The following is a 26,110-nucleotide window of genomic DNA, read 5'->3' on the forward strand; positions in this document are numbered from 1 at the left end:
ACCAAAAATGTTAAAAAATATTAATAATTATGATTTAAGAGTAAAAAAATGGTTGTTTGATTTATAATGTGAGTAATTATTGGCATGATAAGAAGGTGATAAGGGTTGGGAGAGCATGAACATCGAGTAGTGCTGCGGATTGTTGGTGTTGTTGCGGGGGCAATGACGGCATTAATGTTAATTTTTGTTTATTTTGGTTCGCACTTTTATTTTGGGTCGACAGTTGCGAATGTCGCTGTTGGTGGTTTGTCAATCAATAAAGCTGATAAAAAAATCAGACAAGAAACAAAACAGGTTGAGATTAGATTGATTGGTGAAAACCAAACAGTGAAACTTCAAATCACTTCTCCTTACAGGATTCAAAAGGAATATTTGAAAAAGAATATTCGCAAAGGAGAATTTAGTCTACCTTTTAAAAAAGAAGCGAAGGAAGAGTTAATTCAAGCTGTTAACGCTGCTTCTTTTCTTGGCGGGAAGGAAGCAAAAGATGCAAAAATTATCTATAAAGATAAAAAATTTCAAATTGTTCCAGAAGAAAGTGGAACAGTGGTTGATTCTGTTCGTATTCGTAAAGAGCTCTCGAAAGCATTCGATGAGGGGAATTTGCGAACTGAGTACGATTTGGGGGATTTCTATCGTGAACCGGAAATTACCGCAAAGGATTTAAACCGAAAAAAAATTCCGCAAAAGTTGGAGAAGATAAAGGATCGGGGAATCATGCTGAAGCTCAACAAAAAAAAGATTCCTCTAACTGGACAAATGTTAGCAGATTCCATAGATGACCAAGGGAATTTTGATCAAGCTTTGATTATAGAATGGGTAGCAGATTTAGAGCGAGAGCATTCCACGATCTATAAATCAGTTGATTTCACCAATATTCATGGACAACATCTACAATACAAAAATGTAGGAAATTATGGCTGGTTTATTGATATCAAAGAGTCTACCAAGAAAATAACCAAAGCCTTAAAGAACTCTGATACTAAAACGATTCAACTTGTTTTAAAGGGAGATACGAAAAAACAGCCTCTCCACATAACTAAAAATTACATAGAAGTTGATTTAGACAATCAAAAAATGTACTGCTTCAATAAAGGAAAGTTGGTTGTTGAAACAGACGTGATTACTGGACGATATAATAAAGGAACAGCGACTGTTCCTGGGTTTCACACCATTATGGATAAACGACGTAATGTCGATTTAAGTGGTGTTTTGACAACAGGTGATGGAACTTACAATGTGCCGGTAGATTATTGGATGCCGTTGTTAAGTTATGGACAAACGATTACTGAAATCGGCCTTCATGACACAGACCATAAATTACAATATTTTGGTCAGCCAGGTGCCTATCAGACGGACCTAGGCAGTTACGGCTGTGTAAATACACCAAAAGCCAAGGTAGCGGAAATTTATGAATATAGCTATATTGGCATGCCAGTATTCATATATGGTCATATCTATGATGATGCTCCAGGTGAATTTGATAAGCCAGTAGAATATGGAACAGAAATTTAAGTGGTTCAGCCGTTTTTAGGCTGAACCTTTTAAATTAGAAAATGATATTGTCTTTAATTAATTCAATATTTTTAATCAAAATCTTGCGATTAATCATTTGGATCGCCCCGCAGCTTTTCAATTCATGCATGATACGGCTAACACTGCTTGCAGCGTTAATCCCGCAGAAATGAGCAATCTCCTCATTAGTCACAATAAAATCAATTAAGACACCGTCATCAAGTTCGACACCAAACTTATCATACAAGTCATAAATTTGTGTGCAGACAGCTCCAAATTTACCGTTCATCAGCATCTGTTGTGTTCGCTTCATTGATTTTAGCAATCGTTCTCGATAATAGTTTTTAACATAGATTTGTAATTCAAAGTTCTGATTAATATCCTTCCAAAATTCGACACGATCGATTTGATAAAGTTCGGCCTTTTCAGATTCGACACGAATATTAAAAGGGGCATCAATAAATTGTGAGTACTCATCCTTCAACAAGGATACTACTTCAAGATCATTGATGTATTCTAGGTTAAATTCACGGCCATCTCTGGAGATAACGCTCGTCTTGATAACGCCGCTTTTTAAAATGTATACATGATGATCTTGAATTCCTTCGTAAAGTAAGTATTTTTTATACTCTTTGGTTACGATAGGGAAATTATTTTTTTTTAAGTAGTCTGTTAAGGCTGTATTATCCAATTTTACTTTATTCCTTCCATGCTTTGCTGAAATTTTCATTACTATTTTATCATAAGTGCTCTTCTAATTTGATTAAAAGTATGTTCAAAAAAGATACTAACAAATGTTAATGAAATTTATTGTCATTAAAGTTTGAAGTCATTTTTTATTAAAAAAACTGATTTCGCTCTTTTTTTATATCCGTATAATCGATCAGGTAAGTCACACAAGCCAAATGCTCTATTGATTAGAAAATTTGGAAGCAAGATAATCTCATCTCAACATTTCACAACAAAAAGGAAAAGAGGGGGAAGTCAGATGTGTTATCTAGCAGAAATTTAGTTGGCTGATATATATCTTGCAAATAGAATTTATTTTTTCTAATTGAAAAACTAAGTTCTTTAATAAAAAAAGGAGTGATTAGATATGAAAGAATGGACATGTGCAATGATCGAACGTTTGGAATCAGCTTACAAGGTACGGTTTGAAAAGGAAGCGGTATTGGTTTTTCTTAACGATGCGTATCAAAATGCCTTAATGTTAAGGAAAGACTATACGCAGGAAAATGATAAAGCGCTAGCAGACTTTTTGGCAGCATTTGATCGTACGCGAGATCTATTTATTAGTCAAGCTGTAGATCGTTATCCGTCTAACTACAATAAGGTTGCGGAAAAAATTTCTGATTTAAAGAAACTAAATGAGAGTATCGCATAATAATGAGAGTAGGTAATGAAAATTAAGGAAGAGGAAAAGTTATTCAATAAAGGTTTTGTCACAATAACGATTATCAATTTTGTTGTATTTTTAGTATATTATTGTTTTGTCGTAATCACGGCGAAATACGCTACACAAAGTCTAGGTGCGTCAACTGCACAGGCGGGGTTTGCTGTTGGGATTTATATTATTGGCACCTTGCTTGCCCGTTTATACATTGGCAAAAAATTGGAATTATTCGGTCGACGAGCGGTGTTGCGTTATGGCGCACTATTTTATTTAATTACAACAGCTGCTTATCTGATCAGCAGCAACATTCTAATTTTGGATGGCGTTCGTTTTTTAAATGGTTTTGGCTATGGGGCGGTTTCCACAGCGGCAAATGCGATTGTTACAGCCTATATTCCAGAGTCAAAGTATGGAGAGGGAATCAATTATTACGGATTAAGTACCAGTTTAGCCGCTGCGATCGGTCCGTTTATCGGCTTGCTTCTATTACCCTTGGTTGGGTTTAAAGCAATTATTATTCTAGCGGTTGTGTTGGCATTTATCACATCAGTCGCCTGCTTCAAATTTAAGGTCAATAACATCGTCTTAACAGAGGAGCATCGAGCTAAAATTAATACCTTTAGTCTAGAAAGTTTTATTGAGTTTAAAGTTCTGTTTATTGCAGGAATCGCTTTTCTAATTGGGATCGCCTACTCAAGTGTGTTAGGGTTTCTTTCGATTTATGCTGATCAGTTACATTTAGTGACTGCAGGAGCTTTTTTCTTTGTTGTTTATGCATTAGTTGTTACGATTACTCGGCCGATGTCAGGAAAAATTTTTGATAAACATGGTGAAAATTCTGTCATGTATCCAAGCTTTATTTGCTTAACTATCGGGTTAATTTTGTTAGCTTTTACAGAGAATGCCGTTGTATTATTGGTTGCAGGAGCTTTTGTGGGCCTTGGTTATGGGACCTTTATGGCGAATGGTCAGGCAGTGACACTCAAATTAGTTGAAACAGCTCGCATCGGCGTTGCCTTATCAACATATTTCATTGGTCTAGATTTAGGACTAGGCGTTGGCCCTTATTTGTTAGGGGCAATCAAAGGAATTTTGGGAACTTATCAACATATCTATATCTTTTGTGCGGTGATTCCAATAGTGGTTGCTATTTTGTACATGATTTTCTATCGACCAAATAAATCGATTAATTCTAACATCTAGAAGCAATTAAAAAAGCATAAGCGAGGCTAACTTTTCTTAGCAACGCTTATGCTTTTCGTTTAGATACTTGTTAGTTTTTGGTTGATTAGCTCTTTTAAATTAAAGTTTTCATTGATATTCGCATAATAATCAGCCTGCTTCAGAAGCTCAATCTGATCTTCAATATTTTCTTGGATCGTAGCTTTTTCAAAAAATAATTCTTCAAGACCCGTAGTCATATTTACTTCTAATAATGTCTGTATCCCTTCATCGCAAAGAGCATTAGCTTTTTTTTGATTTCCACGATTGGCATAGAAACAAGCAGCTTGATAATAAGATGGACCTAATTGTAGTTGAGTATTCATTTTTTCCTCCAATTGTTCAGCACGATCAAAAAAGATTTGTGCGCGCTTTTTTTCTTCATTAACTTGATAGCATGTGGCTAATCCTTTAAGTACTAAAAGTTCGTAGCGTTTTTCATCGTGTAAAAAAGTATAGGCTCGTTGAAAATAATGTACGGCTTTTCGAGTATCATGATTGCCAAATAAGTTTGCATATGCTCGGAAATACATCAGGTGACCGACGATTCTCGCATTAACATAAGTAATTTTTTTTCCATAATTATCTAACAAAAATAAAACACTAGAAAACTCTTGACGTAAATGTAAGCAGCGAACGATGTTTAACAAAGAGACTTCATTTAAAAGCGTTGATTCTGGAAAAGCCTTTTGATAAGGAATTTCCAATGTCTTGCAAAGATCCAAAACAACTTCCAATATGCCCCAGTTTTTCTCTTCAATCAGTTCCAAGTCAGCTGTTGAACAAATAGCGGTAAAGTTGTCACGAGCCAAGCTCGCATATTCACGCATTTGCTTAATGATAAACCCGTTAACTTTCATGAATGCCCTCCTGTGAATAACACTTACATATTAATTCTAAAGCTTTTATTAGAGAATCACAATAAAAATATTCAATAATCTTCGTTTTTTTAAATTATTTTACAACAATTTGATTAGAAAATTTATATTATCTTTGTTATATCAGTTATTTAGGCAAAATAGAACATTGAAATATAAATTGAGCCTTGTATTGGAAATTCTAATAATTTGAATAGAGAAGAACAAGAATGACGCGCTTGCGTTTCAAGATAAATATGATAAACTATTAAAATACTATGATACGAAAGAGTGATTATGATGAGGAAAATGAATGTTGCAATAGTCGGTGCTACTGGCGCAGTAGGAACACAAATGATCAAATTATTAGAAAATAGTTCTTTACCCCTTGGTACAATAAAGTTTTTAGCTTCAAAGCGTTCTGCTGGAAAGCAACTTTCATTTAAAGGCGAAACTCAAACTATCGAAGAATTGGTACCAGATTCATTCGAAAATATAGATCTTGCTCTATTTTCAGCTGGAGGCAGTATATCTGCAAAATTTGCACCTGAAGCGGTTAAGCGCGGGGCGGTTGTAGTAGACAACACAAGTCATTATAGAATGGATCCAGAGGTTCCCTTAGTTGTTCCAGAAGTGAATCCTTCTGCGTTGCGTGATCATAAGGGGATTATTGCCAATCCTAATTGTTCAACCATCCAAATGATGGTGGCTTTAGAGCCCATCCGCCAAGCTTATGGATTAAAACGTATCATTGTTTCAACTTACCAAGCCGTATCTGGTGCTGGAAATCAAGCAATGGAAGAATTAAAACAACAAACAAAGGATTTTCTAGATGAGAAGCCTGTTGAAGAATGGAAAGCAGACATCTTACCCTGCGGAGGGGATAAAAAGCATTATCCGCTAGCATTCAACGCACTGCCTCAGATTGATGTATTTACCGATGCCGGCTATACAAATGAAGAGTGGAAAATGATTAACGAAACAAAAAAAATTATGGAAGATGACACGATTAAAGTATCTGCAACTTGTGTTCGTATTCCAGTTATGAGTGGACATTCTGAGTCTGTTTATATCGAGACAGAAAAAACGGCGACAGTAGCAGAAATTCAAGAGTTGATTGCTAATGCACCTGGAGCAGTGTTGGAGGATGATCCGAGCCAGCAAATTTATCCACAAGCATTAAACAGTGTGGGCAAAAAAGAAACTTTTGTGGGTCGAATTCGTAAAGATCCAGACGAGGAAAAAGGAATCCACCTTTGGGTTGTTTCAGACAACTTATTAAAGGGTGCGGCATGGAACTCCCTTCAAATTGCTGAAACAATGTATGAAATGAACCTATTCGAATAGAATCAAAGAAGTGTGAATCTTTCACGCTTCTTTTTTTTGATGAATTGTAATATATTTTGAGAAAAAGAAATGCAAAAAATAAGTCAGATAGTGAGAGGAGTCTCTGGACGTTAAGTAAGTTTCTATTAAAGGAAGGGACGATTCATTTTCCATCAATGGTTTTTCAGAAAAAATCATGTATAATAGCTAATGAGTATAGGCACAGACCGTACTGATTACGGGGTCTGAGTAAGCTGAAACGATAGATAAATAAACTAGAGAGGTGGATTTTTTGAGTACAGTCAAAATAATTCCCTTCAGTGGAGTACGTGAAAATGGTAAAAACATGTACGCAGTTGAAGTGGATAATGATATTTTTGTCCTAGATTGTGGACTAAAATATCCAGAAAATGAATTGTTAGGGATTGATGTTGTGATTCCTGATTTTACCTATTTAATTGAAAATGCAGATCGTGTAGCGGGGGTCTTTTTGACACATGGTCACGCGGATGCCATCGGTGCGTTGCCTTATTTAGTTTCTGAAGTGGCAGTGCCTGTCTTTGGAACAGAATTAACAATTGAACTGGCAAAATTAAATGTGAGTCAAAATGAAGAGAGTAAAGGTTTTAAAGACTTTCATGTAATTGATGAACACACAGAGATTGATTTTGGTACGGCAGTTATTAGTTTCTTCCGGACGACACATACAATTCCAGATTCTGTGGGGATTAGTTTAAAAACCGATGAAGGCAATGTTGTTTATACAGGTGATTTTAAATTTGACCCTACTGCAATTCCGATGTATGCGACAAATTATCGTCGTTTGGCTGAAATTGGTTCAGAGGGTGTACTAGCATTATTAAGTTCTTCTTCAAATGCAGAAAATGCGATTCAAGTAGCTTCTGAACGCGAGATCGCCAGTGAAGTCTATGATGTGATTAATGAATGGAATGGCCGAATCATTGTGGCTTGTGTAGCCAGCAATTTACAGCGTGTTCAGCAAATCCTGAATGCGGCAGAAAAAGCCGGACGAAAAGTGGTGCTAACTGGACAAGACCTAGATCGTATCATTAAAACGGCGATGCGCTTGAAAAAGTTGGAAGTGCCTGAAGACATTCTAGTAACGATTAAGGAAATGAAGAAATATCCAGATGAAGAATTAATTATTCTAGAAACAGGTCGTATGGGCGAACCGATTAAGTCATTACAAAAGATGGCCAATCGTTCTCATCGAAATCTTAAAATTGAAGATGGGGATTTAGTCTATATTACTACTACACCAACCATCGCAATGGAAACAACGGTTGCGAAAACTGAAGACATGATTTATCGTGCTGGCGGGATTGTAAAGAGTATTTCTGAGAATTTACGTGTTTCAGGACATGCTAATCCTCGTGACTTGCAGATGATGATGAATTTCATGTCTCCAAAATATTTTATCCCAGTACAAGGGGAGTATCGTCAATTGGCGGCACATGCCAGTTTAGCCAATGAGTTAGGCATGCCATTCAAAGATATTTTTATAACTGGACGCGGAGATGTGTTGGAATATAAAAATAAACATATGAGTGCGGCCGGCAGTGTACCTGCGGACAATATCATGATCGATGGTATTGGTGTCGGCGATATCGGCAATATTGTTTTGCGAGACCGTAAAGTTTTGTCGGATGATGGTATTTTTGTGGTTGTTGTAACGATTGATCGTAAGCAGAAAAAAATTGTTTCTGCTCCACAGATTACTTCTCGCGGATTTGTTTATATCAAAGCGAGTCGTGATTTGATCAAAGAGAGTGCTGAGACAACGAGTGAGATCGTAGAGAAGCATTTGCATTCTGATGATTTCGAATGGAGCAAATTAAAGCAAGACATTCGTGATCAGCTAAGCCGCTATTTATTTGAGCAAACAAAACGCCGTCCTGTTATTTTGCCAGTTATTATGGAAGCAAATCAACGACGTGGACGTCGTAATAAGTAAAAAAGAAACTTCTTCTGTAGTCATTTTCTATCGGAGAAGTTTTTTTGACCTTTCTGCTCTGTTTTTTTTGAAAAAAGGAGTATCATTATAAAAGAAGTAAATGTAGAGAGGGCTGGTCATATGTTGGAAAAACCATTAAAGTGTCCAAATTGCGGCACACATTTTTTTGTTGATGAGGTATTAAATGTTCAGCAACATCCAAAAGAAGCAATGCCGGTTGAATGTCCGAATTGTCATCATGTATATGAAACAAGGATTACAAATGGATATTTCATGACCTTTGAAGATCGTGAAGACGGAAAATATGATAAAAAGACGGGAGAGTAATCTCTCGTTTTTTGTTTTGGTTTGCTTTTTTTTAGGAGTATCCTTTAGAATAGCTATGGTTCATTTTTGTAGCGAAAGGAAGTTTATGAATGAAAACGTATCAAGATGATCCTGTGGTTCAAAAGAATCGGTGGTGGATTTTAGTTTCTGTTGCGATGTTTACCTTTATGTCTACTTTAGATTCAAGTATTGTAAATATTGCATTACCCACTATTTCAAAAGACTTAGTAGTTCCAATGAATAAGGCTGAGTGGGTCGTATCAATTTATTTAATGATCGTTTGTGCATGCTTGCTGCTTTTTGGAAAAGTAGGAGATAGCTTCGGTAAGATTAAAGTGTATCGAATCGGTACGATCGTATTTACTTTAGGTTCCCTTTTGTGTGGGTTTAATCATTCGTTAACAATGCTTCTTTTTGGGCGAGTCATTCAAGGTATTGGTGCTAGTATGACAATGGCTACTAATACAGGGATTACAACAGAAGTTTTTCCGATGGAGGAACGAGGACGAGCGCTTGGGGCAATTGGTGCTTTTGTGTCCTTAGGGTCAATCGCAGGTCCTGGCATTGGCGGTTTGATTCTTGCGCATTTTTCTTGGTCATACATTTTTTGGATCAATGTACCAGTAGGGATTTTGACAATTTTGATTGGAGAGAAATTTTTACCTAAGGATCTCACGATGTCTAAAAAGAAAATTGATTGGCTTGGTTTTGCAACCTTTGCACTCACTATTATGAGCTTTTTTGGTGCTGTTTTTATTGGGCAAGAAGTTGGTTATATTCATACGTTGCCAGTTCTTTTACTTATTGCTGCAATCATCTTTTTCATCCTGTTTATCCAAGTAGAAAAACGCAAAGAAAACCCACTGTTGGTTTTTAGCATTCTAAAAAATAAAATGTTTACGATGAGTTTGATTACAGCTCTTTTGATTTTTTCAGCGAACTTTTTTGTCAATGTAGTCATGCCATTCTATTTACAGAATGCTAGAGGATTAACAGCCAGCTATGCTGGATTGTTGATGATGGTATTTCCTTTTTTGATGGTCATCGGATCGCCTTTAAGCGGCTATTTGACAGATAAAATTGGTCCGCAAAAATTGGTATTGATCGGCTTGACGCTGCTATCAATCACTCAGTTGCTTTATGTCTTTATGAGTCAGTCGAGCCCTATTTGGTATTACGTATTAGCGACAGCCATTATGGGAATGGGAAATGCTCTATTCCAGTCGCCCAATAACACGATTGTCATGAGTAGTGTTGAAAAAGAAAATTTAGGTGTGGCCGGAAGTATGAACTCCTTTGCTCGAAATCTAGGAATGGTTATTGGAATCGCTTTATCAACGACGATTCTATATGGTGGGATGAGTACAGCCTATGGTCAACGGGTAACGACATATGTTAATGGCCGCCCGGATATTTTTATCTATGGGATGAGAGTGACTTTTATAGCCTCGTTAGTAATTTGTGCTGTTGCCTTGATGATATCTCTTGTACGTTTCAGGAAAAAACGGTAACTTAATTTATCTATTAACACAAAAAAAGTTGATTGTTACTTGAATGGTAACGGTTGACTTCTTTTTTTATAAGTACTCTGTTATACTAGTTTTGCTAAGCTGTACTAATATAATAGATAAATGCTATAACGGGAGGAAATTATGGCGACAAAACATGATTTGATTTTAGAACACATCGAAAACTTGCCCGTGGGTGAGCGTATCTCTGTTCGCAGTATTGCAAAAAATCTGCGTGTCAGTGAAGGGACTGCCTACCGTGCGATTAAGGATGCAGAAAATATTGGTTTAGTTTCAACGATTCAACGTGTTGGAACGATTAGAATTGAACGCAAATTAAAGAAAAATATTGAACGACTAACCTTCGGTGAAGTCGTTCGTATTATCGAGGGAGATGTTCTAGGCGGCTCGAATGGATTGGATAAAGACTTAAATAAATTTGTTATTGGTGCTATGACTGAAGAAGCTATGCGCCGATATATCACACCGGGATCGTTATTAATCATTGGAAACCGCGAAGGTGCACAGAAACTTGCTTTACAAGATGGGGCAGCTGTCTTGATTACTGGTGGATTTGACACCACCCCTGAAATCGCAAGATTAGCAGATGATCTAGCGCTACCCGTTTTAAGTACAACCTATGATTCGTTTACGGTAGCAACTATGATAAATCGCGCATTAAGCGACCAATTGATTAAAAAAGATATCATGCAGGTCAGTGATATTTACATGCCTCTGGAAAAAACAGTGTATTTACAAGCTGGCGATACCATCCTAACGTATCACCGTCTGTCTGAAAAAACTGGGCATTCCCGTTTTCCTGTTGTAAATAAAAGCATGCGTGTATTGGGAGTTGTAACTGCGAAGGACGTTTTAGGGAAGGCTGAAAATCAAGTGATTGATCGTGTAATGACTCGCGATCCTAATGTTGTAAAGCAAAGTATGAGTGTGGCTTCAGTAAGTCATCAGATGATTTGGGATGGACTTGAGATGATGCCTGTGGTGAAGGATGATCTTTCACTTGTAGGAATGGTTAGTCGCCAAGATGTTATGAAAGCAATGCAGCTTGTTCAACGCCAACCCCAAATGTCTAACACAATTTCCGATCAAATTGTAGGAGACATCATAACTGTTGATACAGATCGTGATGATAATTTGTTAGAAAATCCATATTTTAAATTTGAAGTTACCCCACAGATGGTTAATAGTGTTGGAACAATTTCATTTGGCGTACTAAGCGAGATTGTAGCGAATGTAGCGCAGCGGAGCATTTTAATGGATCAACGTCGGAATACACTAATTGAACAAATGAATTTACATTATTTACGTTTGATTCAATTAGAAAGTGAAATTGAGATCCATTCAAAAACATTAGAATTGGGACGTCGATCTGCGAAAGTGGATTTAGAAGTATATATTGATAATGTGATCGTTGCTAAAGCGATCGTGGTTTGCCAAGTGATGGAGCGTTCTTAGAAAGAGGAAGTAGCATGACAATTACAAAAGAAATTTTACAGATGATTAAGCAGTACGATCGGATCATTGTCCATCGTCATATGCGCCCTGATCCTGATGCATTGGGCTCACAATGCGGGCTTGCTGAAATCCTGAGGACAAACTTTCCAGATAAGGAAGTTTATCAAGTCGGCGGGCCTGTAGAAGGTCTAGCGTTCTTAGCAGAAATGGACGAGATTCCTGACCAACTATATGAAGGTTCGTTGGTAATTGTGACGGATACAGCGAATGCACCTCGAATCAGTGATGAACGTTATGCATTAGGAGATAAATTAATAAAAATCGATCACCATCCCAATGACGATCCTTATGGTGATTTGCTTTGGGTTAATACACAGGCAAGTAGCTGCAGTGAGATTATTGCTGATTTTGCATTTGCTGAAAAATTAGCGATAACAGAAAATGCCGCTCGTTTATTATATGCAGGAATTGTTGGAGACACGGGACGTTTCTTATATCCCGCAACTACTTCACATACGTTGCAGGTAGCAGCTAAACTATTGGATTATGGTTTTGATGCAACCAAATTAAATAGAGAGATTGATCAAATTTCGTTGGATGTTGCGAAGCTCTCAGGATACCTGTACCAGAACTTGCAGATTGATAACAATGGTGCTGGATATGTATTTTTGGATCAAGGAATCTTAAAAAAATATGGGATCAAGGACTCTGACACTGCATCTCTGGTTCCATTGCCAGGAACAATAGACGTTGTATTGGCTTGGGCAGTTTTTGTGGAGCAGCCGGAAGGATATTATCGCGTTCGATTGCGCTCCAAGGGACCGGTCATCAATAATTTGGCCAAAAGATATCATGGTGGCGGTCACCCATTAGCTAGTGGAGCAAATGCTAAAGACCAAGCAATGTGTCAAGAAATATACCATGAAATCCAAATTTTGTGCGAAAATTATCGAAAAAAATAAATAATTTGAAAAAAATTCGAAAAAAAGTATTGACAAAGCCTTCATTGGTCTATACTATTTAAATTGTTAACAAATACTGTTTCATGTGACTAGATCATACTAGGCATGGAAAGAATCGCAAGGGGACTCCTTGTGTTTCTTTCCATGCCTTTTTATTTGGCCAATGTCTAGTTAAAACAGTGAATTTATTCTGCAGAATGAGGAAAACAAATGAAAATCAAAAAAATATTGAATCAAAATGCAGTATTGGTAGATGATCGAGGAGAAGAGAAGATTGCTATCGGCAAGGGTGTCGGGTTCAATAAGCAAAGAAATGATTTGCTTTTTTCTCGTGATATTGAGCGTTTGTTTGTGATGGAACCAGAAGGACAGCAAAAGCTACAGACCTTATTAAATCAAATAAACGAATCTTACTTTTTTGCTGCTGAAGCAATCATTGATCATGCTGAAACGGTTCTTATGGAGAAACTGAATGAACATATTTTTATTTCATTGACAGATCACATTGCCTTTGCAGCTCAAAACATCGCTAATGGAATCGTAATTCGAAACAAGCTTTTAAGTGAGATCGAGATTCTGTATGGGGAAGAATTTGGGATTGCGCAATGGGCAGTCGACTATTTGAATCGAACATTAGAAATACCTTATGGGTATGACGAAGCTGGCTATATCGCAATCCATATTCACAGCGCTCGAACGGGGAAAAATAATAATCATGACAGCATAAGAGAAGTAAGCATTATTTCGGATGTGATTCATTTAATTGAACAAGAATTAGAGATAAATATCCGTTCTCAAGAAATGGCATTAGACTACTCGCGTTTGGCGAATCATCTACGCTTATTATTGCAGCGGTATCAGAACCAGCGTTATGCCGTTTTAGATCAGGACATTATCGAAATGGTAAGAAACAAGTATCCTGATAGCTATCAAATTGCTAAAAAGATTCGAGTCTTTTTGATGAAGCATTACCAATTAGCAATCACCACAGAAGAATTAGGTTATGTAGCCATTCATGTTGAACGATTGCGGAAAATAAAAGAATACAAAGGAGAAGAGTAAAAATATGAAAGCATATATGCAACGCATGGGTCGTTCGTTAATGTTACCAGTAGCAACATTGCCGGTGGCAGCTCTATTTATGGGAATCGGATATTGGATTGATCCTAGCGGCTGGGGTGGCAACAACTTGTTAGCAGCCTTCTTGATTAAAGCTGGAGGAACGATATTAGACAATTTAGGTGTACTTTTTGCTGTTGGGTTGGCATTAGGAATGTCGAAAGATAAGGATGGAGCAGCAGCTTTGTCTGGTTTGGTTGCATTTTTGACACCTATGACCTTAGTTAATAGTGATGCAGTAGCTATGTTTACTAAAGTTGCTGTAGAAGATGTGAACATTGCCTTTGCAGCAATAAATTTCAAAAATGTTTTCGTTGGGATTTTAGCTGGATTAGTTGCAGCAGCTATGTACAACCGCTTCAGTGGTGTCAAACTTCCTATGGCGCTTTCTTTTTTCAGTGGGAAACGTTTAGTACCTATCGTTACAGCTGGATTAATGGCAGCAATTTCGGCCGCTTTAATTTTTGTTTGGCCGCCAGTTTATAACGGATTAGTAAGCTTTGGAGAACTGATTTCAGGAATGGGACCTATAGGGGCTGGTTTGTATGGTTTATTTAACCGCTTGCTTATTCCAACAGGATTACATCACGCGTTAAATAATGTATTCTGGTTCAACTTAGCAGGAATTGATGATATTGGAAAGTTCTGGGCGAGCGAAGGCGTTCGAGGGATAACAGGACGTTATCAAGCTGGATTCTTCCCAGTAATGATGTTTGGTTTGCCGGCAGGAGCCTTGGCAATTTATCAATGTGCAAAACCTGAAAAGAAAAAAGTCACTGCTTCATTAATGGTTGCAGCAGCATTTGCTTCATTTTTCACAGGGGTAACTGAACCACTTGAATTCTCCTTTATGTTTGTGGCGTGGCCGCTTTATGTTGTTCATGCTTGCTTAACAGGGATTTCTATGTTTATAGCAGCAACGTTCAAATGGACAGCTGGGTTTAACTTTAGTGCTGGTTTTATTGATTTCTTCTTAAGTTTGCGTGTCCCCATCGCAAATCAACCATTCATGTTGATTCTGTTGGGATTAGTGATGGCGGTTGTCTATTATGTGACATTCCGGTTTGTCATTGTTAAATTCAATCTAATGACGCCTGGACGAGAAGAAGATGATGGCGAAGAAATGCCTGATATTGACATGATTGGTGATAACAAACACGTGGTTATGGCTCAGAAAATTTATGAAGGGCTAGGAGGAGCAGCTAATGTTCTATCAATCGACAATTGTACGACTAGATTGCGCCTTCAGCTTAAAGATACTGGCGTAGTAAATCAAAGCCAAATCAAAGCTACTGGTGTCCCAGGCTTGAAAGTGATTGATGATAAAAACATTCAAGTGATTGTTGGTACTGAAGTGCAGTTCGTAGCTGACGAAATGAATCGACTTCACAGTGGTGGGGGAACAGCCCATGCGGCTACTGAACAAGCCATCGTTAAAGAAGAAGCGCCAAAAACTCAAGAAATGTTTGCAGTAGCGAATGGTCGATTGGTTCCAATTACCGAAGTTTCAGATGATGTTTTTTCAGAAAAAATGATGGGTGATGGTTATGCAGTATTACCTACTTCTGGTGAGATTTTCTCTCCAGTAGCTGGGACTATCTCGAATGTTTTTCCTACAAAACATGCGGTTGGAATTACAACGGCTTCAGGTGTGGAAGTTCTTTTACACATGGGATTAGATACTGTTGATCTTGGCGGAAAACCTTTCGAACTTTATGTTCAAGCTGGTCAGCATGTTGGACGCGGACAGATGATTGCGAAAGTTGATTTGGAAGCAGTAAAAAAAGCAGGCAAGAAAACAGATATCATCGTTGCTCTGACTAATATGGATAAAGTGAAGAGCTCTGACTTAGCAGGTACAAAAGAGGTTCAGGTAAACGAAGTGATTGGTGAATTGACAAGTTTATAAAAAAATTCGCACTTATTGTATAAGTGTCAGACTGTAGACAAAGTCCATTTTATGGATGCTGTCTACAGTCTTTTCTTTTATAATGGATTTATGAAACCGAATACGATTTTTTTGTATAGAAAGTCTTTTCAAGTCATTCCGTTTCGGCTAAACTAAGTGTTTAGAAAACTATTATTATTGGAGGAAAATTATGCCAAATTGTCCAATGTGTCAATCAGAATATACTTATGAGGATCGTGGCTTATTTGTTTGTCCTGAATGTGGTCACGAGTGGTCTGGTAACGAAGAAGTTGAAGAGGGATTGGTCGTCAAAGATAGCAATGGCAACCAGCTTCAAGAGGGTGACAGTGTTACAGTAATTAAAGATTTAAAAGTTAAGGGTGCTTCTGGTGCCATCAAACAAGGAACAAAAGTAAAAAACATTCGCCTAGTTGAAGGAGATCACAACATTGATTGCAAGGTTGATGGTTTCGGACCGATGAAATTAAAATCAGAATTTGTTAAGAAGTTATAAGCTAGAGAGATTCTTAGAGTTGTTTTCATAAAAAATTCACGCTTTTCATGCTAAACTAAGAATAGGAAACTGCTTTTTTGCAGTAAAATTATCTTTGATTAGAGGAGAATGTATATGTATGGGTATGGAACATTTTATAATTTTCTAGATCCCACGTTTTTATTAGTGATTGCTGGACTGGTCATATCGGGACTTGCTTCTGCTTATGTTAATTCGACTTTTCGAAAATATGATGAATTCCGTAGCAGCAAAGGTGTTACTGGGACTCAAGCGGCTGAATATATTTTGCGTAGTCAAGGGATCAATGATGTAGGTGTTCAACAAATTGCTGGAGATTTAACAGATAACTACAATAGCGGGAATAAAATGCTGAGCTTATCGGAGTCAACCGCACAATCAACCTCAGTGGCAGCTATTGGTGTAGCAGCTCATGAATGTGGACATGCGGTACAAGATGCAAAAAATTATATTCCATTAAAAATGCGAGCAGCGATCGTACCAATAGCGAATATTGGATCGACACTTTCATTTCCATTGATTATGCTAGGGGTCTTCATGAGTTGGAACCAAACATTGATCAATATTGGTATTTTGGCCTTTTCATTGGCCTTGATTTTTCAACTAGTTACTTTACCGGTAGAGTTTGATGCTTCGAGACGTGCATTGAACATCTTGCGTGATGGAAACATGTTAGCTGAAGATGAATTAGCAGCAGCTCGAAAAGTTCTGTTTGCCGCAGCGTTGACTTATGTAGCTGCAGCGTTAGCGACATTTTTGCAATTGCTACGATTGATTTTATTATTCGGTAATCGAAGTCGTGATTAAGAACTGACGTAATGTCGGTTCTTTTTTTGTACAAAATTTGGATACGGCATTGAACTCTTTTTTAAGTTAATTTCCCCATTGTAAGATTGCGCTTTCATTTATTTGAGTTTCTTATTATTGATAATTTTAAGTGTGTGGTATGATGGAATAAAGGATGACTAATGTGCTTTGTCGTAGTGCTAAATAAACAAAATGTATTTAGTAATCTTGAGAGTGACAGACATAGCGTATTCACTTTTTCTATGGGAAAGAATAACGACATTAATAAGAATAGGAGCTGATACCATGAAAAAATCAACTAAGATCAAAATCGGAGTAGGTGTTATTGTTGCGGCTAGTACTGCGACAGCTGTCATTGCTTCTGGAAAACTAATTGAAAAAGCTCGTCACATGTCAAATCGATGCAAAGTAAAACGTTTTGTTAGTGATAAGTTTGACGGTAGTGAAACATTATTGGCAATCGTTGATAAACTATCGGATGAAGATTTAGATAACATCATGAGTATTTTAGACAAGATCAAAAGCGGAAAAAAGCGAGTATCGGTCTATGGTGATTCCATCAAAGATACGACCGAGGATTTAAAAGACCGATTGATGGATTTTGTGGACAAAGTAATGTAATGGATGTGCCAGTAATGGCGCATCTTTTTTTGTTTAAGGAGTTGTGCTAAAGTAAATTGATTAATTGATAGAGGTAAAAGAGTGAGGGATGAAATGGAAAGACAGAGCCAGTTGACAGAAGAAGAAAAAGTTTTTTTTATGCAGGAAGCAATTGCTGAAGCGAAAAAGGCAGAAGCGATCGCAGAGGTTCCTATTGGTGCCGTTGTAGTTTACCATGGTGAAATTATTGGACGGGGACATAATCTACGAGAACATAGTCAAGATGCCACAAGTCATGCAGAAATGTTTGCTATTCGTGAGGCGTGTAGTCATTTAGATAGTTGGCGATTGGAGGAATGTCAATTATTTGTTACATTAGAACCTTGTCCAATGTGTAGTGGAGGCATGATTTTGTCTCGAGTAGAGGAAGTTTATTTTGGTGCTTATGATCCTAAAGGTGGAACGGCAGGAACGTTGATGAATTTATTAACGGATGAGCGCTTTAATCATCGAGCGTATGTTGAAGGTGGTATCTTGAAAGAAGAATGCGGGATGTTATTAACGAAATTTTTTCGAGAGATTCGGGAGAAGAAAAAAAAGACTAGCCAAAATGACTAGAGTTTGTTATACTATTTTTTGCCGAAAGGCAGGACAATGCCGGGCCTGTGAATTGTGTCAGGTCTGGAAGGAAGCAGCACTAAGTAGGATCCGGCATGTGTCTGATAATATGATTTTTTACAGCAAGCGATGTGCTTGCTTTTTTTTGTGTAATTTTAGAGTTGAATAAGACTTTTGTTATTGGTTTCTATTGATGATCGAATCGTCTGAAATAATTGAAGCTCTTTCAAAAGAAGCGTACACTGAGGTTATGAATTTTGGAGGTGCAAGGATGAAAGGATGAAAGATAAACAAGCGTTTCACATTAATGGATATTTAGGTTTAGTTGGTTTAGTTATAATTTTAGGAATAGGTTTTTGGGCAATTCTTGCCGGCAATGATTCGAATAGTTTAGGATTCATTTTTCTAGGAATTATTTTATGGATTGTCGCTGCTCTATTTTTAAGTTCTTTAACTATTGTGGGGCCAAATAAAGCAAAAGCCGTTTTGTTTTTTGGAAAATATCTTGGAACGATCAAAGAAAACGGCTTATTTATTACGACGCCGTTGACAAGAAAAATTCCTGTTTCACTGAAGGTTAGGAATTTCAATAGTTCGCTTTTGAAAGTAAATGATTCAGATGGAAATCCTGTAGAAATTTCAGCAGTCGTCGTGTTTCGAGTAGTAGATACCGCTAAGGCATTATTTGATGTTGATTATTATTTGGATTTTGTAGAGATTCAAAGTGAGACCGCGATCCGACACATTGCTACTCAATATCCTTATGATACCTTTAATGAAGACGATTTAACTTTACGAGGAAATACAACTGAAGTTTCTGAAGAACTGGCTAAAGAATTACAGGAGCGTTTAGCGATGGCTGGAGTCGAGGTAATCGAAACGCGGTTGAATCACTTAGCATATGCGACAGAAATAGCTAATGCGATGCTGCAGCGTCAACAAGCAAAAGCCATATTGTCTGCACGTCAAACGATTGTAGAAGGCGCAGTGACAATGACACAAATGGCTCTTGAACAGATTGAGAATGGTCAAGAAATTCATTTTACTGATGATCGAAAGGTTCAACTTATTAACAACTTGCTTGTTTCAATCATCACTGACAAAGGAACACAACCGGTTATAAATACAGGAGATTTGTCTGAAAAATAGGAGGCTCTGCGATGAAGAAACTTTATATTAAACAAAAGGTTTTTAGTATTGGTGAAAAATTTACAGTGATGGATGAAGATCAACAACCACGTTATTTTGTTAAAGGTAGTTTTATGAAAATCCCAAAAACATTTCATATTGAAGATGAACACGGGAATGAAGTTAGCCGAATCACGAAAAAAGTCATTAGTTTGTTACCTAAGTTCTATGTTGAGATGAATGGGAAAGAGGCTATTGAAATTTCAAAACACTTAAGTTTTTTGAAGGCGAAATATTCGATTTCTGCTGAAGATTTAAGTGTCGAAGGAAACTGGTGGGACATGGATTTTGAAGTCTCGCAAAAAGGGAAAAAAGTGGCTGAAATCAATAAGCGTTGGATTTCTTGGGGAGATACGTATGAGATTACGATTTTTAATGAAGACTTTGAAGAGTTGGTTATCTCACTTGTGATCGCGATTGATTGTGTGAAGGAAGATGAAGCATCAGCGTCCTCGCCAACAAACTAAAAAACACCGTTATCGAAAAAACGCGATAACGGTGTTTTTGCAATTAGAACAGTGTAATTTCTTGTAAAACTGGATTTTCTATTGCGAGTAATTGTTCTTTAATTGTCAATCCCTTTTCAGTGGATCCAGAGTAACCTACGAGTTTTCCATTTTTTCCAATCACTCGATGACAAGGGATGATAATGGGTAAGGGATTATTTCGATTCGCTTGGCCGATAGCACGTACAGCTTTTGGTCGTCGGATTGATTCAGCGATGTCCAGATAACTACAAGTCTCGCCGTAAGGGATAGTCATTAAAGTAGACCAAACTTCCTTTTGAAAGTCGGTTCCTAATTCAAAAGTATAGGGAACATCAAATGATTTTCGTTTTCCAGATAGAAATTCCAAGAGTTGTTTTTTTGTAGATTGTAAAATTTCTTGATTAGCCAAGGGGCTTTCATCAATTACTGTATAGGAAACGTGAGTTAAAGCAGTTTGATTCGCGTTTAGCCACAACGTACCAAGGCTTGATTCAAATTTCATATTTTCACCTGCTTTTTAGCGAACGAGTTCGTTCGACCTTAATAAGCTATATGTTACTATAGATGGAACAAGAAGAGTTGAAAAGAGGTAGAATAATGGAAAAAATTATTCTTTTGCATACGAATGATCTTCATTCCCATTTGGAAAATTGGCCAAAGGTTCGCCGTTTTTTGTTGAACCGAAAGCAAGAAGAAAGTCCTGAGAAAAAGGTTATTACGATTGATCTTGGTGATTTCGTTGATCGCTGGCATCCACTGACAGAGGCAACTAATGGGCAGGCGAATGTTCAGTTGATGAATCAAATTCATTACGATGCAGCCACGATTGGAAACAATGAAGGAGTCGGGAATTCTAAGGACGAGCTGAATCATTTATATGATCGAGCAAATTTTGACATTGTATTAGACAATCTTTTTGATAAGCAAACATTGCAACCTCCAGAATGGTCGCAACAATCGAAAATAATCACAACAGATCAAGGAACTAAAGTAGGATTGCTCGCGTTTACAGCGCCTTTTCCATTAACCTATAGCCCAAACGGGTGGGATATTCGTCAAGTGATGGATATTCTACCAGATCTTGTGGAAGAACTACGCCCAAAAATTGATGTCTTAGTACTAATGAGTCATCTTGGAATTAGTGTTGATCGTCAAATCGCACGAGAGTTGCCAATGATTGATGTGATTTTAGGTTCTCACACGCACCATTTATTTGAAGCCGGCGAAAAAATAGGCAAAGTACAGCTAGCGGCTGCAGGAAAATACGGCTATTATGTTGGCGAAGTTCAAGTGTTTGTGGATAGGAACCATCGTATTACAGATACAACAGCACACACTTTTCCAACTGAAAAAATGCTGGAGTTACCAGAAGATCAAGAGGAAATAAGGGACTATCTACAAACAGGGCATCGACTGCTAGCGGATAAAAAAGTAGCGAATCTGCCTTTTACACTGAGTGTTGATCTTCAGGCTGAAAATCCTATGATTAACTACACACTTAAAGCGGTTAAGGAAGCAGCTAACACCGAAGCAGCTGTTTTAAACTCTGGACTGTTTTTAACCGATATACCAGCAGGAATTATTAATCAAGATCAGCTTCATACCGCGTTGCCGCATCCCATGCACTTGATAAAAGTAACATTAGATGGTGCCAATCTGATTCGTTTGATTTTGGAAATGGAAAAGAATCGACATTTTTTAATCAATTTTCCTGTGATGGGGATGGGGTTTCGTGGCAAAATTTTCGGGCACTTAGTTTATGATGGGATTGAGTACGACCGAGTCAATCATCAAGTTCGATGGCTTGGTGAACCAGTTGATCCAGAAACAGAATACACAATTGCTACGGTGGATCATTTTATGTTTGTACCATTCTTTCCTACGATTGAGATTGCTGGACGATATGAGTTTTTATTCCCTAAGTTTATCCGAAGTGTTTTAGGTGACTATCTGCACACTCACTATCCAATCAATTAAAAACAAGGTATAATAACAATCAGGTGGTGAAACGATGGCAAAAGAAAAAAGAGACAAACAAAAAAAGGGAACTACACCAGAAAAAACTGTTACTGAAGAATTGACTGAGGTATTAGATGAAATCGTTGAGACCCCCGCTGAAGAAAAGAAAAAAGGTGAAACCGTCGTCTTTGTCGATGAGAGTAATCTTTTGATTGGTGAACGCCAATACCGCTTAGTTAGAAATTATCGTGAGGGCTTTGATGCCGAACGTTTAGGTGAACGCTTTAGTGAGGTCTTGACACGTTATGATTATATCGTTGGTGATTGGGGGTATGATCAATTGCGGCTGAAAGGTTTTTTCCGCGAAGATGATCGAAAGAGTTTACCCGAACAGCGAATAGATACATTAGAAGATTATTTATATGAGTACTGTAACTTTGGCTGTGCTTATTTTGTGTTGGAACGAACAGGTGGGAAACGTCAACAAAATCGTAAAAAACGCAAACGTAAACGTAAGGACAAGTCACAGGCATTTATTGAGGAAAAAAAAGTTCCTTTGACGGATAAATCTAAGAAAAAACCAATTATCAAAAACCGTCAGCCTAAAAAGGAAACACCTACAAAAACAAAAGAAAAGGACGAACGCTTTGTGATTCGTCAAAGAGAAGAGTAATAAGATGTACAAAGGATACTTAATTGATTTAGATGGAACGATTTATCGTGGAAGCGAACCAATTCCAGCAGGGCGCCGTTTTGTTGAGCAATTGCAGAAGCGCCAGGTTCCGTTTTTATTTTTGACTAACAATACTACAAAAACTCCAGAAACAGTAGCGAACCGTTTAGCAAAGGAGTTTTCAATTCATGTCGCACCAGAGACTGTTTATACTGCAACTTTGGCTACAATTGATTACATGAATGATGCAGCCAAAGGCAAAAAAGTCTATGTTATTGGTGAGCCAGGACTAATTGATCCAATTTTGTCTGCTGGTTATATTTGGGATGAAGAAACACCAGATTATGTAGTTGTCGGCTTGGATACAGAGGTTACTTATGAGAAATTTGTTACAGCTACGCTGGCAATTCAAAACGGAGCAACCTTTATTGGAACGAATCCAGATAAAAATATCCCTACTGAGCGGGGGTTGTTACCTGGTGCGGGATCAGTGATTGCAATGATAGAGGCTTCAACGCAACAGAAAGCAATTTATATTGGGAAACCTGAGTCAATAATTATGGATAAAGCGGTAGAAATTTTAGCTATGGACAAAAAAGAAGTCCTAATGGTTGGGGACAATTATACAACAGATATATTGGCGGGGATTAATAACAACATTGACACGCTTTTAGTATTATCGGGATTTACTCAAAAGGCAGATGTATCGTCGCTTCCTGTACCGCCTACTTTTCTTGTAGACTCATTAGATGAATGGAATTTCGATGAAAAGTAAATGGTTAGAACGTGGAGGTTTTATCTGTTTCGTTGTCGCCCTTCTGACACTAGCAATTACATTGACCATCAATGCGCGTTGGCTCTATCGATTTGATGTAGCCTACTTAAATCTACTGGATTACACAAGTCTTTCAAATAAAGAATTAATGCATAATTTTGATCAGTTAATGGGATATTTGAATTTTCCTTGGATAGAAACGCTGGAAATGACAAATTTTCCAGTTTCAGCGAGTGGAGCATTCCATTTTTATGAAGTGAAAAAATTATTTCTTTTGAACTATGTCTTGCTAGTAATAACGATTGTACCAAGCATTTTTTATTTACGTCATTTAGTTAAGCAACGTCGATTGTGGACGATGATTCAACCTTTTCGTATAGCTGTAGCTGTTCCAATCGTTCTCGTATTTTTAATGGCAGTAAATTTTGATCGTTTTTTTGTGCTGTTTCACGGTATTTTTTTCAATAATGACGCATGGATATTTAATCCAGCGACTGATCCAATCATCAATGTTTTACCGGAAACATTTTTTTTACATTGTTTTATTTTATTCTTTGTTTTACTAGAAATTTTTTATTTCTTACCAATCTATTTTGGAAAAAGAGCATTAAAAAAAGAGCGTTAAGCTCTTTTTTTAATGCTCTTATTTGACGATAGAATCAAGCTTACGAGGATGCTCGTGAGCCAAACGACTGGCAGCAGATGCTGCGATCGCTCCTACCAAATCGTCTAGAAATGTGTGGACATGAACACCATCATGTTCGTTCAGTTTTTTTAATATTCCAGGTTTTACTTTGTCGATATAGCCATAATTTGTGAAGCCGATCGAACCATAAACATTCACGATAGAAAGTGCCATAATTTCATCGATTCCATAGAGCCCTTCGTCTTCCTCCAAAATATTTTGCAATGGATAGTCTAATTTTTTCTGTTCAGCCAATTTATCTAGCTCAATCCCAGTGATAATTGCATTATGAACTTCACGTTTAGTCAACACACGGTTTACACTGTGGATACATAATTCGATATCCAGCTTGTCAATATAATCTTTTTGTAAAAAGAAAACTAATTCGGCAATATCTTTGATGGTAACACCGCGTTCTTCTAAAAGTTCACGGGCCTTTTGTTCAAGAGCCGTTGTTTCAAATACCATATCTTACCTCCGTTAATATTAAATTTGTGGAAATAGGCTAGTGCTGTGTCCTGGTTGAGTACGATTTTTAGGATTTATATAATGTAGAGCATTATTGACTGCTGTGGGTGCTTCCCCCATACCAGTGGCAATCAATTTTACCTTGCCATCGTATGTTGCGATGTCTCCGCAAGCATAAATTCCGGGAATTGAAGTACGCATATCTGATTCAACGAGGATAGCCTGTCGTGTACTCTCTAATCCCCAAGAGCGCAAGTGATCTAATGAAGAAGAAAAACCGTAATTGACAATTAAATAGTCCACATTTAATGTAATTGTCTCATCACTTTTTGTCTTTTGTAAAGTCACATCTTCTAAATTTTGTTCCCCATGCAGCTCTTTTAATATATAAGGAGTATAAATGTTTACTGATGAATCTTTTAATTTTTGCACGCTGTGTTCATGCCCACGAAAGTTATCACGTCGATGAATAATGGATACTTCAGAGGCAATTGGTTCCAACATCAATGCCCAATCAATTGCAGAGTCTCCACCACCAGCAATAGCGACTTTTTTACCTGCGTATTTCATCAGATCATTTATGTAATAGTCAATTCCGTGATTTTCCAACAAGTCAGCATTGTCAATCATTAATCGCCTAGGTTGGAATGAACCATTTCCGATAGCAAGTACAACCGCTTTTGTGTAGTGACTATCCTTAGTTGTTACAAGTTCAAGGAAATCTTCGTGTTGTTTTACTTCTAAAACTTCTTCATCTAAGCAATAGGTGTGTGAAAAAGTCCGTAATTGCTTTTCCAAGTTGCCAATCAGATCTGCGGCTTTTACAATTGGAAATCCAGGAATGTCATAAATATTTTTCTCAGGATAAAGAGTCGTCAATTGTCCACCTAGTTGTGGTAAACTATCAATCAACTTTGTCTTCGCTTGACGAATGCCTGCGTAAAATGCCGCGAACATGCCTACAGGTCCCGCTCCAACGATAGTTATATCAAAAATTTCCATAAGAACACCCTTTCTTCTCATCGATTGTATCAAATAAATGAGAGAGAAAGAAATCCTTAGTTTGAAGAGGTGGCAAAATAAGAAAAGTTTGTTATTATGGACTCAGAAAAATAAAGGAGGATTTTGAAGTGACTCAATTTCCACAGTTAAATTTAACCGAAGAAAAAGGACCTAAAGCAACAATCAAAACAAATATGGGAGATATTAAAGTACAATTATTTCCTGAAGAAGCGCCCAAAACAGTTAAAAATTTTGTTGAATTAGCAAAGAAGGGCTATTACAATGGTGTAATTTTTCACCGTGTTATTCCTGATTTTATGATTCAAGGAGGAGATCCCACCGGTACTGGTATGGGTGGTGAGAGTATCTACGGTGAAAAATTTGAAGATGAATTTTCGCGTAATCTCTTTAATCTTCGTGGAGCATTATCAATGGCGAATGCTGGCCCAAATTCTAACGGAAGTCAATTCTTTATCGTAAATAATCAGAATGTTCCTGCGAACATGATGGCACAATTGGAAGAAGCAGGTTTCCCTGGCGAAATTATCGAAACTTACAAACAGGGTGGAACTCCTTGGTTAGACTTCCGTCATACTGTTTTTGGACATGTAACGGAAGGAATGGATGTTGTGGACAACATCGCATCAGCTAAACGTGGCGCTCAAGACAAACCTGTCCATGATATTGTCATTGAAACAATTGAAATTTCAGAATAAAAAAACGGCCA

Annotated in this window: 27 protein-coding genes and 1 other RNA gene; 23 read left to right on the forward strand and 5 right to left on the reverse strand. The window is 37.4% G+C overall.

All coding sequences use genetic code 11. From position 1 onward, the window contains the following. The first annotated feature begins 105 nt into the window (after positions 1-105). The gene (locus IGI50_RS02845; RefSeq protein WP_438776118.1) at positions 106-1,515 is read left to right on the forward strand and encodes a L,D-transpeptidase family protein; all 1,410 of its coding nucleotides are present in this window, start codon (positions 106-108) and stop codon (positions 1,513-1,515) included. 34 nt (positions 1,516-1,549) lie between these two features. On the opposite strand, the gene IGI50_RS02850 is transcribed toward IGI50_RS02845, so the two are convergent. After that, positions 1,550-2,206: a Crp/Fnr family transcriptional regulator gene (locus IGI50_RS02850; protein ID WP_218257316.1), complete on the reverse strand. Its 657-nt coding sequence runs from the start codon at positions 2,204-2,206 to the stop codon at positions 1,550-1,552. Positions 2,207-2,611: 405 nt separating this feature from the next. Here IGI50_RS02850 and IGI50_RS02855 point away from each other — a divergent pair, with 405 nt between their 5' ends. Further along, on the forward strand, positions 2,612-2,899 hold the full coding sequence (locus IGI50_RS02855; protein WP_010746833.1) for a hypothetical protein: 288 nt from the start codon (positions 2,612-2,614) through the stop codon (positions 2,897-2,899). 15 nt (positions 2,900-2,914) lie between these two features. Then, a complete protein-coding gene (locus IGI50_RS02860) occupies positions 2,915-4,111 on the forward strand; it encodes an MFS transporter (protein WP_010746832.1) in 1,197 nt (398 codons plus the stop codon). Between the two features lie 59 nt (positions 4,112-4,170). On the opposite strand, the gene IGI50_RS02865 is transcribed toward IGI50_RS02860, so the two are convergent. Next, positions 4,171-4,989: a hypothetical protein gene (locus tag IGI50_RS02865; RefSeq protein ID WP_438776119.1), complete on the reverse strand. Its 819-nt coding sequence runs from the start codon at positions 4,987-4,989 to the stop codon at positions 4,171-4,173. Between the two features lie 297 nt (positions 4,990-5,286). On the opposite strand from IGI50_RS02865, the gene IGI50_RS02870 reads away from it, so the two are divergent. The 15 genes from IGI50_RS02870 to IGI50_RS02940 all read left to right on the forward strand — a co-directional run bounded on the left by IGI50_RS02870 (position 5,287) and on the right by IGI50_RS02940 (position 19,800). Then, positions 5,287-6,333, forward strand: coding sequence for an aspartate-semialdehyde dehydrogenase (locus IGI50_RS02870; protein ID WP_438777563.1), 1,047 nt, complete (start codon positions 5,287-5,289; stop codon positions 6,331-6,333). 271 nt (positions 6,334-6,604) lie between these two features. Then, positions 6,605-8,287 (forward strand): ribonuclease J, encoded by a 1,683-nt coding sequence (locus tag IGI50_RS02875; RefSeq protein WP_438776120.1) that lies wholly within the window; start codon positions 6,605-6,607, stop codon positions 8,285-8,287. Between the two features lie 120 nt (positions 8,288-8,407). Further along, the gene (locus IGI50_RS02880; RefSeq protein ID WP_010746828.1) at positions 8,408-8,614 is read left to right on the forward strand and encodes an MJ0042-type zinc finger domain-containing protein; all 207 of its coding nucleotides are present in this window, start codon (positions 8,408-8,410) and stop codon (positions 8,612-8,614) included. Between the two features lie 89 nt (positions 8,615-8,703). Beyond that, positions 8,704-10,125 (forward strand): MFS transporter, encoded by a 1,422-nt coding sequence (locus tag IGI50_RS02885; RefSeq protein WP_438776121.1) that lies wholly within the window; start codon positions 8,704-8,706, stop codon positions 10,123-10,125. A gap of 141 nt (positions 10,126-10,266) precedes the next feature. Further along, entirely contained in the window at positions 10,267-11,598 is a 1,332-nt protein-coding gene (locus tag IGI50_RS02890) for a DRTGG domain-containing protein (protein ID WP_010746826.1), read from the forward strand. A 14-nt stretch (positions 11,599-11,612) separates the two neighbouring features. Continuing rightward, positions 11,613-12,560: a DHH family phosphoesterase gene (locus IGI50_RS02895; protein ID WP_438776122.1), complete on the forward strand. Its 948-nt coding sequence runs from the start codon at positions 11,613-11,615 to the stop codon at positions 12,558-12,560. Positions 12,561-12,770: 210 nt separating this feature from the next. Then, complete coding sequence (locus tag IGI50_RS02900) at positions 12,771-13,622, forward strand: PRD domain-containing protein (RefSeq protein ID WP_438776123.1); 852 nt, start codon at positions 12,771-12,773, stop codon at positions 13,620-13,622. Positions 13,623-13,626: 4 nt separating this feature from the next. Continuing rightward, positions 13,627-15,588 carry an N-acetylglucosamine-specific PTS transporter subunit IIBC gene (nagE, locus tag IGI50_RS02905; RefSeq protein WP_218256700.1) on the forward strand — a complete coding sequence of 654 codons (1,962 nt, stop codon included), beginning with the start codon at positions 13,627-13,629 and terminating at the stop codon, positions 15,586-15,588. Positions 15,589-15,778: 190 nt separating this feature from the next. Next, a complete protein-coding gene (locus IGI50_RS02910) occupies positions 15,779-16,102 on the forward strand; it encodes a zinc ribbon domain-containing protein YjdM (protein ID WP_010746822.1) in 324 nt (107 codons plus the stop codon). A gap of 114 nt (positions 16,103-16,216) precedes the next feature. Then, complete coding sequence (locus tag IGI50_RS02915; RefSeq protein ID WP_010746821.1) at positions 16,217-16,927, forward strand: zinc metallopeptidase; 711 nt, start codon at positions 16,217-16,219, stop codon at positions 16,925-16,927. A 285-nt stretch (positions 16,928-17,212) separates the two neighbouring features. Beyond that, positions 17,213-17,548 (forward strand): hypothetical protein, encoded by a 336-nt coding sequence (locus tag IGI50_RS02920; RefSeq protein WP_010746820.1) that lies wholly within the window; start codon positions 17,213-17,215, stop codon positions 17,546-17,548. 93 nt (positions 17,549-17,641) lie between these two features. Then, entirely contained in the window at positions 17,642-18,145 is a 504-nt protein-coding gene (tadA, locus tag IGI50_RS02925) for a tRNA adenosine(34) deaminase TadA (RefSeq protein WP_010746819.1), read from the forward strand. A 26-nt stretch (positions 18,146-18,171) separates the two neighbouring features. After that, an RNA gene (gene ffs, locus IGI50_RS02930) (signal recognition particle sRNA small type) lies at positions 18,172-18,255 on the forward strand. A 169-nt stretch (positions 18,256-18,424) separates the two neighbouring features. Then, positions 18,425-19,294 (forward strand): SPFH domain-containing protein, encoded by an 870-nt coding sequence (locus IGI50_RS02935; RefSeq protein ID WP_438776124.1) that lies wholly within the window; start codon positions 18,425-18,427, stop codon positions 19,292-19,294. An 11-nt stretch (positions 19,295-19,305) separates the two neighbouring features. Next, positions 19,306-19,800, forward strand: a complete 495-nt coding sequence (locus IGI50_RS02940; RefSeq protein WP_438776125.1) for an LURP-one-related/scramblase family protein — start codon at positions 19,306-19,308, stop codon at positions 19,798-19,800. Between the two features lie 43 nt (positions 19,801-19,843). Here IGI50_RS02940 and IGI50_RS02945 read toward each other — a convergent pair whose 3' ends face one another. Continuing rightward, positions 19,844-20,323, reverse strand: coding sequence for a methylated-DNA--[protein]-cysteine S-methyltransferase (locus IGI50_RS02945; protein WP_222226442.1), 480 nt, complete (start codon positions 20,321-20,323; stop codon positions 19,844-19,846). Between the two features lie 95 nt (positions 20,324-20,418). Between IGI50_RS02945 and IGI50_RS02950 the strand changes: the two genes are divergently transcribed. From IGI50_RS02950 to IGI50_RS02965, 4 genes are read left to right on the forward strand one after another with little or no spacing between them, the layout of a single operon-like run. Beyond that, positions 20,419-21,798: a bifunctional metallophosphatase/5'-nucleotidase gene (locus tag IGI50_RS02950; protein WP_438776126.1), complete on the forward strand. Its 1,380-nt coding sequence runs from the start codon at positions 20,419-20,421 to the stop codon at positions 21,796-21,798. A gap of 34 nt (positions 21,799-21,832) precedes the next feature. Continuing rightward, a complete protein-coding gene (locus tag IGI50_RS02955; protein ID WP_010746814.1) occupies positions 21,833-22,453 on the forward strand; it encodes a YutD family protein in 621 nt (206 codons plus the stop codon). A gap of 4 nt (positions 22,454-22,457) precedes the next feature. After that, positions 22,458-23,228, forward strand: a complete 771-nt coding sequence (locus IGI50_RS02960; protein ID WP_438776127.1) for a TIGR01457 family HAD-type hydrolase — start codon at positions 22,458-22,460, stop codon at positions 23,226-23,228. Continuing rightward, entirely contained in the window at positions 23,218-23,853 is a 636-nt protein-coding gene (locus tag IGI50_RS02965; protein ID WP_010746812.1) for a TIGR01906 family membrane protein, read from the forward strand. The genes IGI50_RS02960 and IGI50_RS02965 overlap by 11 nt, the downstream gene beginning before the upstream one ends. Positions 23,854-23,871: 18 nt before the next feature. Here the strand turns inward: IGI50_RS02965 and IGI50_RS02970 are convergent, their stop codons facing one another. Next, positions 23,872-24,381, reverse strand: a complete 510-nt coding sequence (locus IGI50_RS02970; RefSeq protein WP_010746811.1) for a phosphatidylglycerophosphatase A family protein — start codon at positions 24,379-24,381, stop codon at positions 23,872-23,874. An 18-nt stretch (positions 24,382-24,399) separates the two neighbouring features. Continuing rightward, positions 24,400-25,383, reverse strand: a complete 984-nt coding sequence (locus IGI50_RS02975) for an NAD(P)/FAD-dependent oxidoreductase (RefSeq protein ID WP_218256709.1) — start codon at positions 25,381-25,383, stop codon at positions 24,400-24,402. Between the two features lie 128 nt (positions 25,384-25,511). Here IGI50_RS02975 and IGI50_RS02980 point away from each other — a divergent pair, with 128 nt between their 5' ends. Further along, complete coding sequence (locus IGI50_RS02980; protein ID WP_010746809.1) at positions 25,512-26,099, forward strand: peptidylprolyl isomerase; 588 nt, start codon at positions 25,512-25,514, stop codon at positions 26,097-26,099. The last annotated feature ends 11 nt before the right edge of the window (positions 26,100-26,110 follow it).

The organism is Enterococcus sp. DIV0170 (assembly GCF_051710765.1).
GTDB classification, from domain to species: domain Bacteria; phylum Bacillota; class Bacilli; order Lactobacillales; family Enterococcaceae; genus Enterococcus_A; species Enterococcus_A raffinosus.

What these genes read in the sequence shown, in the direction of transcription:
- IGI50_RS02935 (WP_438776124.1), top strand. Translation starts at nt 18,425, where the DNA reads ATGAAAGATAAACAAGCGTTTCACATTAATGGATATTTAGGTTTAGTT.
- IGI50_RS02950 (WP_438776126.1), top strand. Translation starts at nt 20,419, where the DNA reads ATGGAAAAAATTATTCTTTTGCATACGAATGATCTTCATTCCCATTTG.
- nagE (WP_218256700.1), top strand. Translation starts at nt 13,627, where the DNA reads ATGAAAGCATATATGCAACGCATGGGTCGTTCGTTAATGTTACCAGTA.
- IGI50_RS02945 (WP_222226442.1), bottom strand. Translation starts at nt 20,323, where the DNA reads ATGAAATTTGAATCAAGCCTTGGTACGTTGTGGCTAAACGCGAATCAA.
- IGI50_RS02860 (WP_010746832.1), top strand. Translation starts at nt 2,915, where the DNA reads ATGAAAATTAAGGAAGAGGAAAAGTTATTCAATAAAGGTTTTGTCACA.
- IGI50_RS02880 (WP_010746828.1), top strand. Translation starts at nt 8,408, where the DNA reads ATGTTGGAAAAACCATTAAAGTGTCCAAATTGCGGCACACATTTTTTT.
- IGI50_RS02870 (WP_438777563.1), top strand. Translation starts at nt 5,287, where the DNA reads ATGAGGAAAATGAATGTTGCAATAGTCGGTGCTACTGGCGCAGTAGGA.
- IGI50_RS02940 (WP_438776125.1), top strand. Translation starts at nt 19,306, where the DNA reads ATGAAGAAACTTTATATTAAACAAAAGGTTTTTAGTATTGGTGAAAAA.
- IGI50_RS02955 (WP_010746814.1), top strand. Translation starts at nt 21,833, where the DNA reads ATGGCAAAAGAAAAAAGAGACAAACAAAAAAAGGGAACTACACCAGAA.
- IGI50_RS02895 (WP_438776122.1), top strand. Translation starts at nt 11,613, where the DNA reads ATGACAATTACAAAAGAAATTTTACAGATGATTAAGCAGTACGATCGG.
- IGI50_RS02890 (WP_010746826.1), top strand. Translation starts at nt 10,267, where the DNA reads ATGGCGACAAAACATGATTTGATTTTAGAACACATCGAAAACTTGCCC.
- IGI50_RS02970 (WP_010746811.1), bottom strand. Translation starts at nt 24,381, where the DNA reads ATGGTATTTGAAACAACGGCTCTTGAACAAAAGGCCCGTGAACTTTTA.
- IGI50_RS02975 (WP_218256709.1), bottom strand. Translation starts at nt 25,383, where the DNA reads ATGGAAATTTTTGATATAACTATCGTTGGAGCGGGACCTGTAGGCATG.
- IGI50_RS02885 (WP_438776121.1), top strand. Translation starts at nt 8,704, where the DNA reads ATGAAAACGTATCAAGATGATCCTGTGGTTCAAAAGAATCGGTGGTGG.
- IGI50_RS02865 (WP_438776119.1), bottom strand. Translation starts at nt 4,989, where the DNA reads ATGAAAGTTAACGGGTTTATCATTAAGCAAATGCGTGAATATGCGAGC.
- IGI50_RS02900 (WP_438776123.1), top strand. Translation starts at nt 12,771, where the DNA reads ATGAAAATCAAAAAAATATTGAATCAAAATGCAGTATTGGTAGATGAT.
- IGI50_RS02965 (WP_010746812.1), top strand. Translation starts at nt 23,218, where the DNA reads ATGAAAAGTAAATGGTTAGAACGTGGAGGTTTTATCTGTTTCGTTGTC.
- IGI50_RS02960 (WP_438776127.1), top strand. Translation starts at nt 22,458, where the DNA reads ATGTACAAAGGATACTTAATTGATTTAGATGGAACGATTTATCGTGGA.
- tadA (WP_010746819.1), top strand. Translation starts at nt 17,642, where the DNA reads ATGGAAAGACAGAGCCAGTTGACAGAAGAAGAAAAAGTTTTTTTTATG.
- IGI50_RS02915 (WP_010746821.1), top strand. Translation starts at nt 16,217, where the DNA reads ATGTATGGGTATGGAACATTTTATAATTTTCTAGATCCCACGTTTTTA.
- IGI50_RS02855 (WP_010746833.1), top strand. Translation starts at nt 2,612, where the DNA reads ATGAAAGAATGGACATGTGCAATGATCGAACGTTTGGAATCAGCTTAC.
- IGI50_RS02920 (WP_010746820.1), top strand. Translation starts at nt 17,213, where the DNA reads ATGAAAAAATCAACTAAGATCAAAATCGGAGTAGGTGTTATTGTTGCG.
- IGI50_RS02910 (WP_010746822.1), top strand. Translation starts at nt 15,779, where the DNA reads ATGCCAAATTGTCCAATGTGTCAATCAGAATATACTTATGAGGATCGT.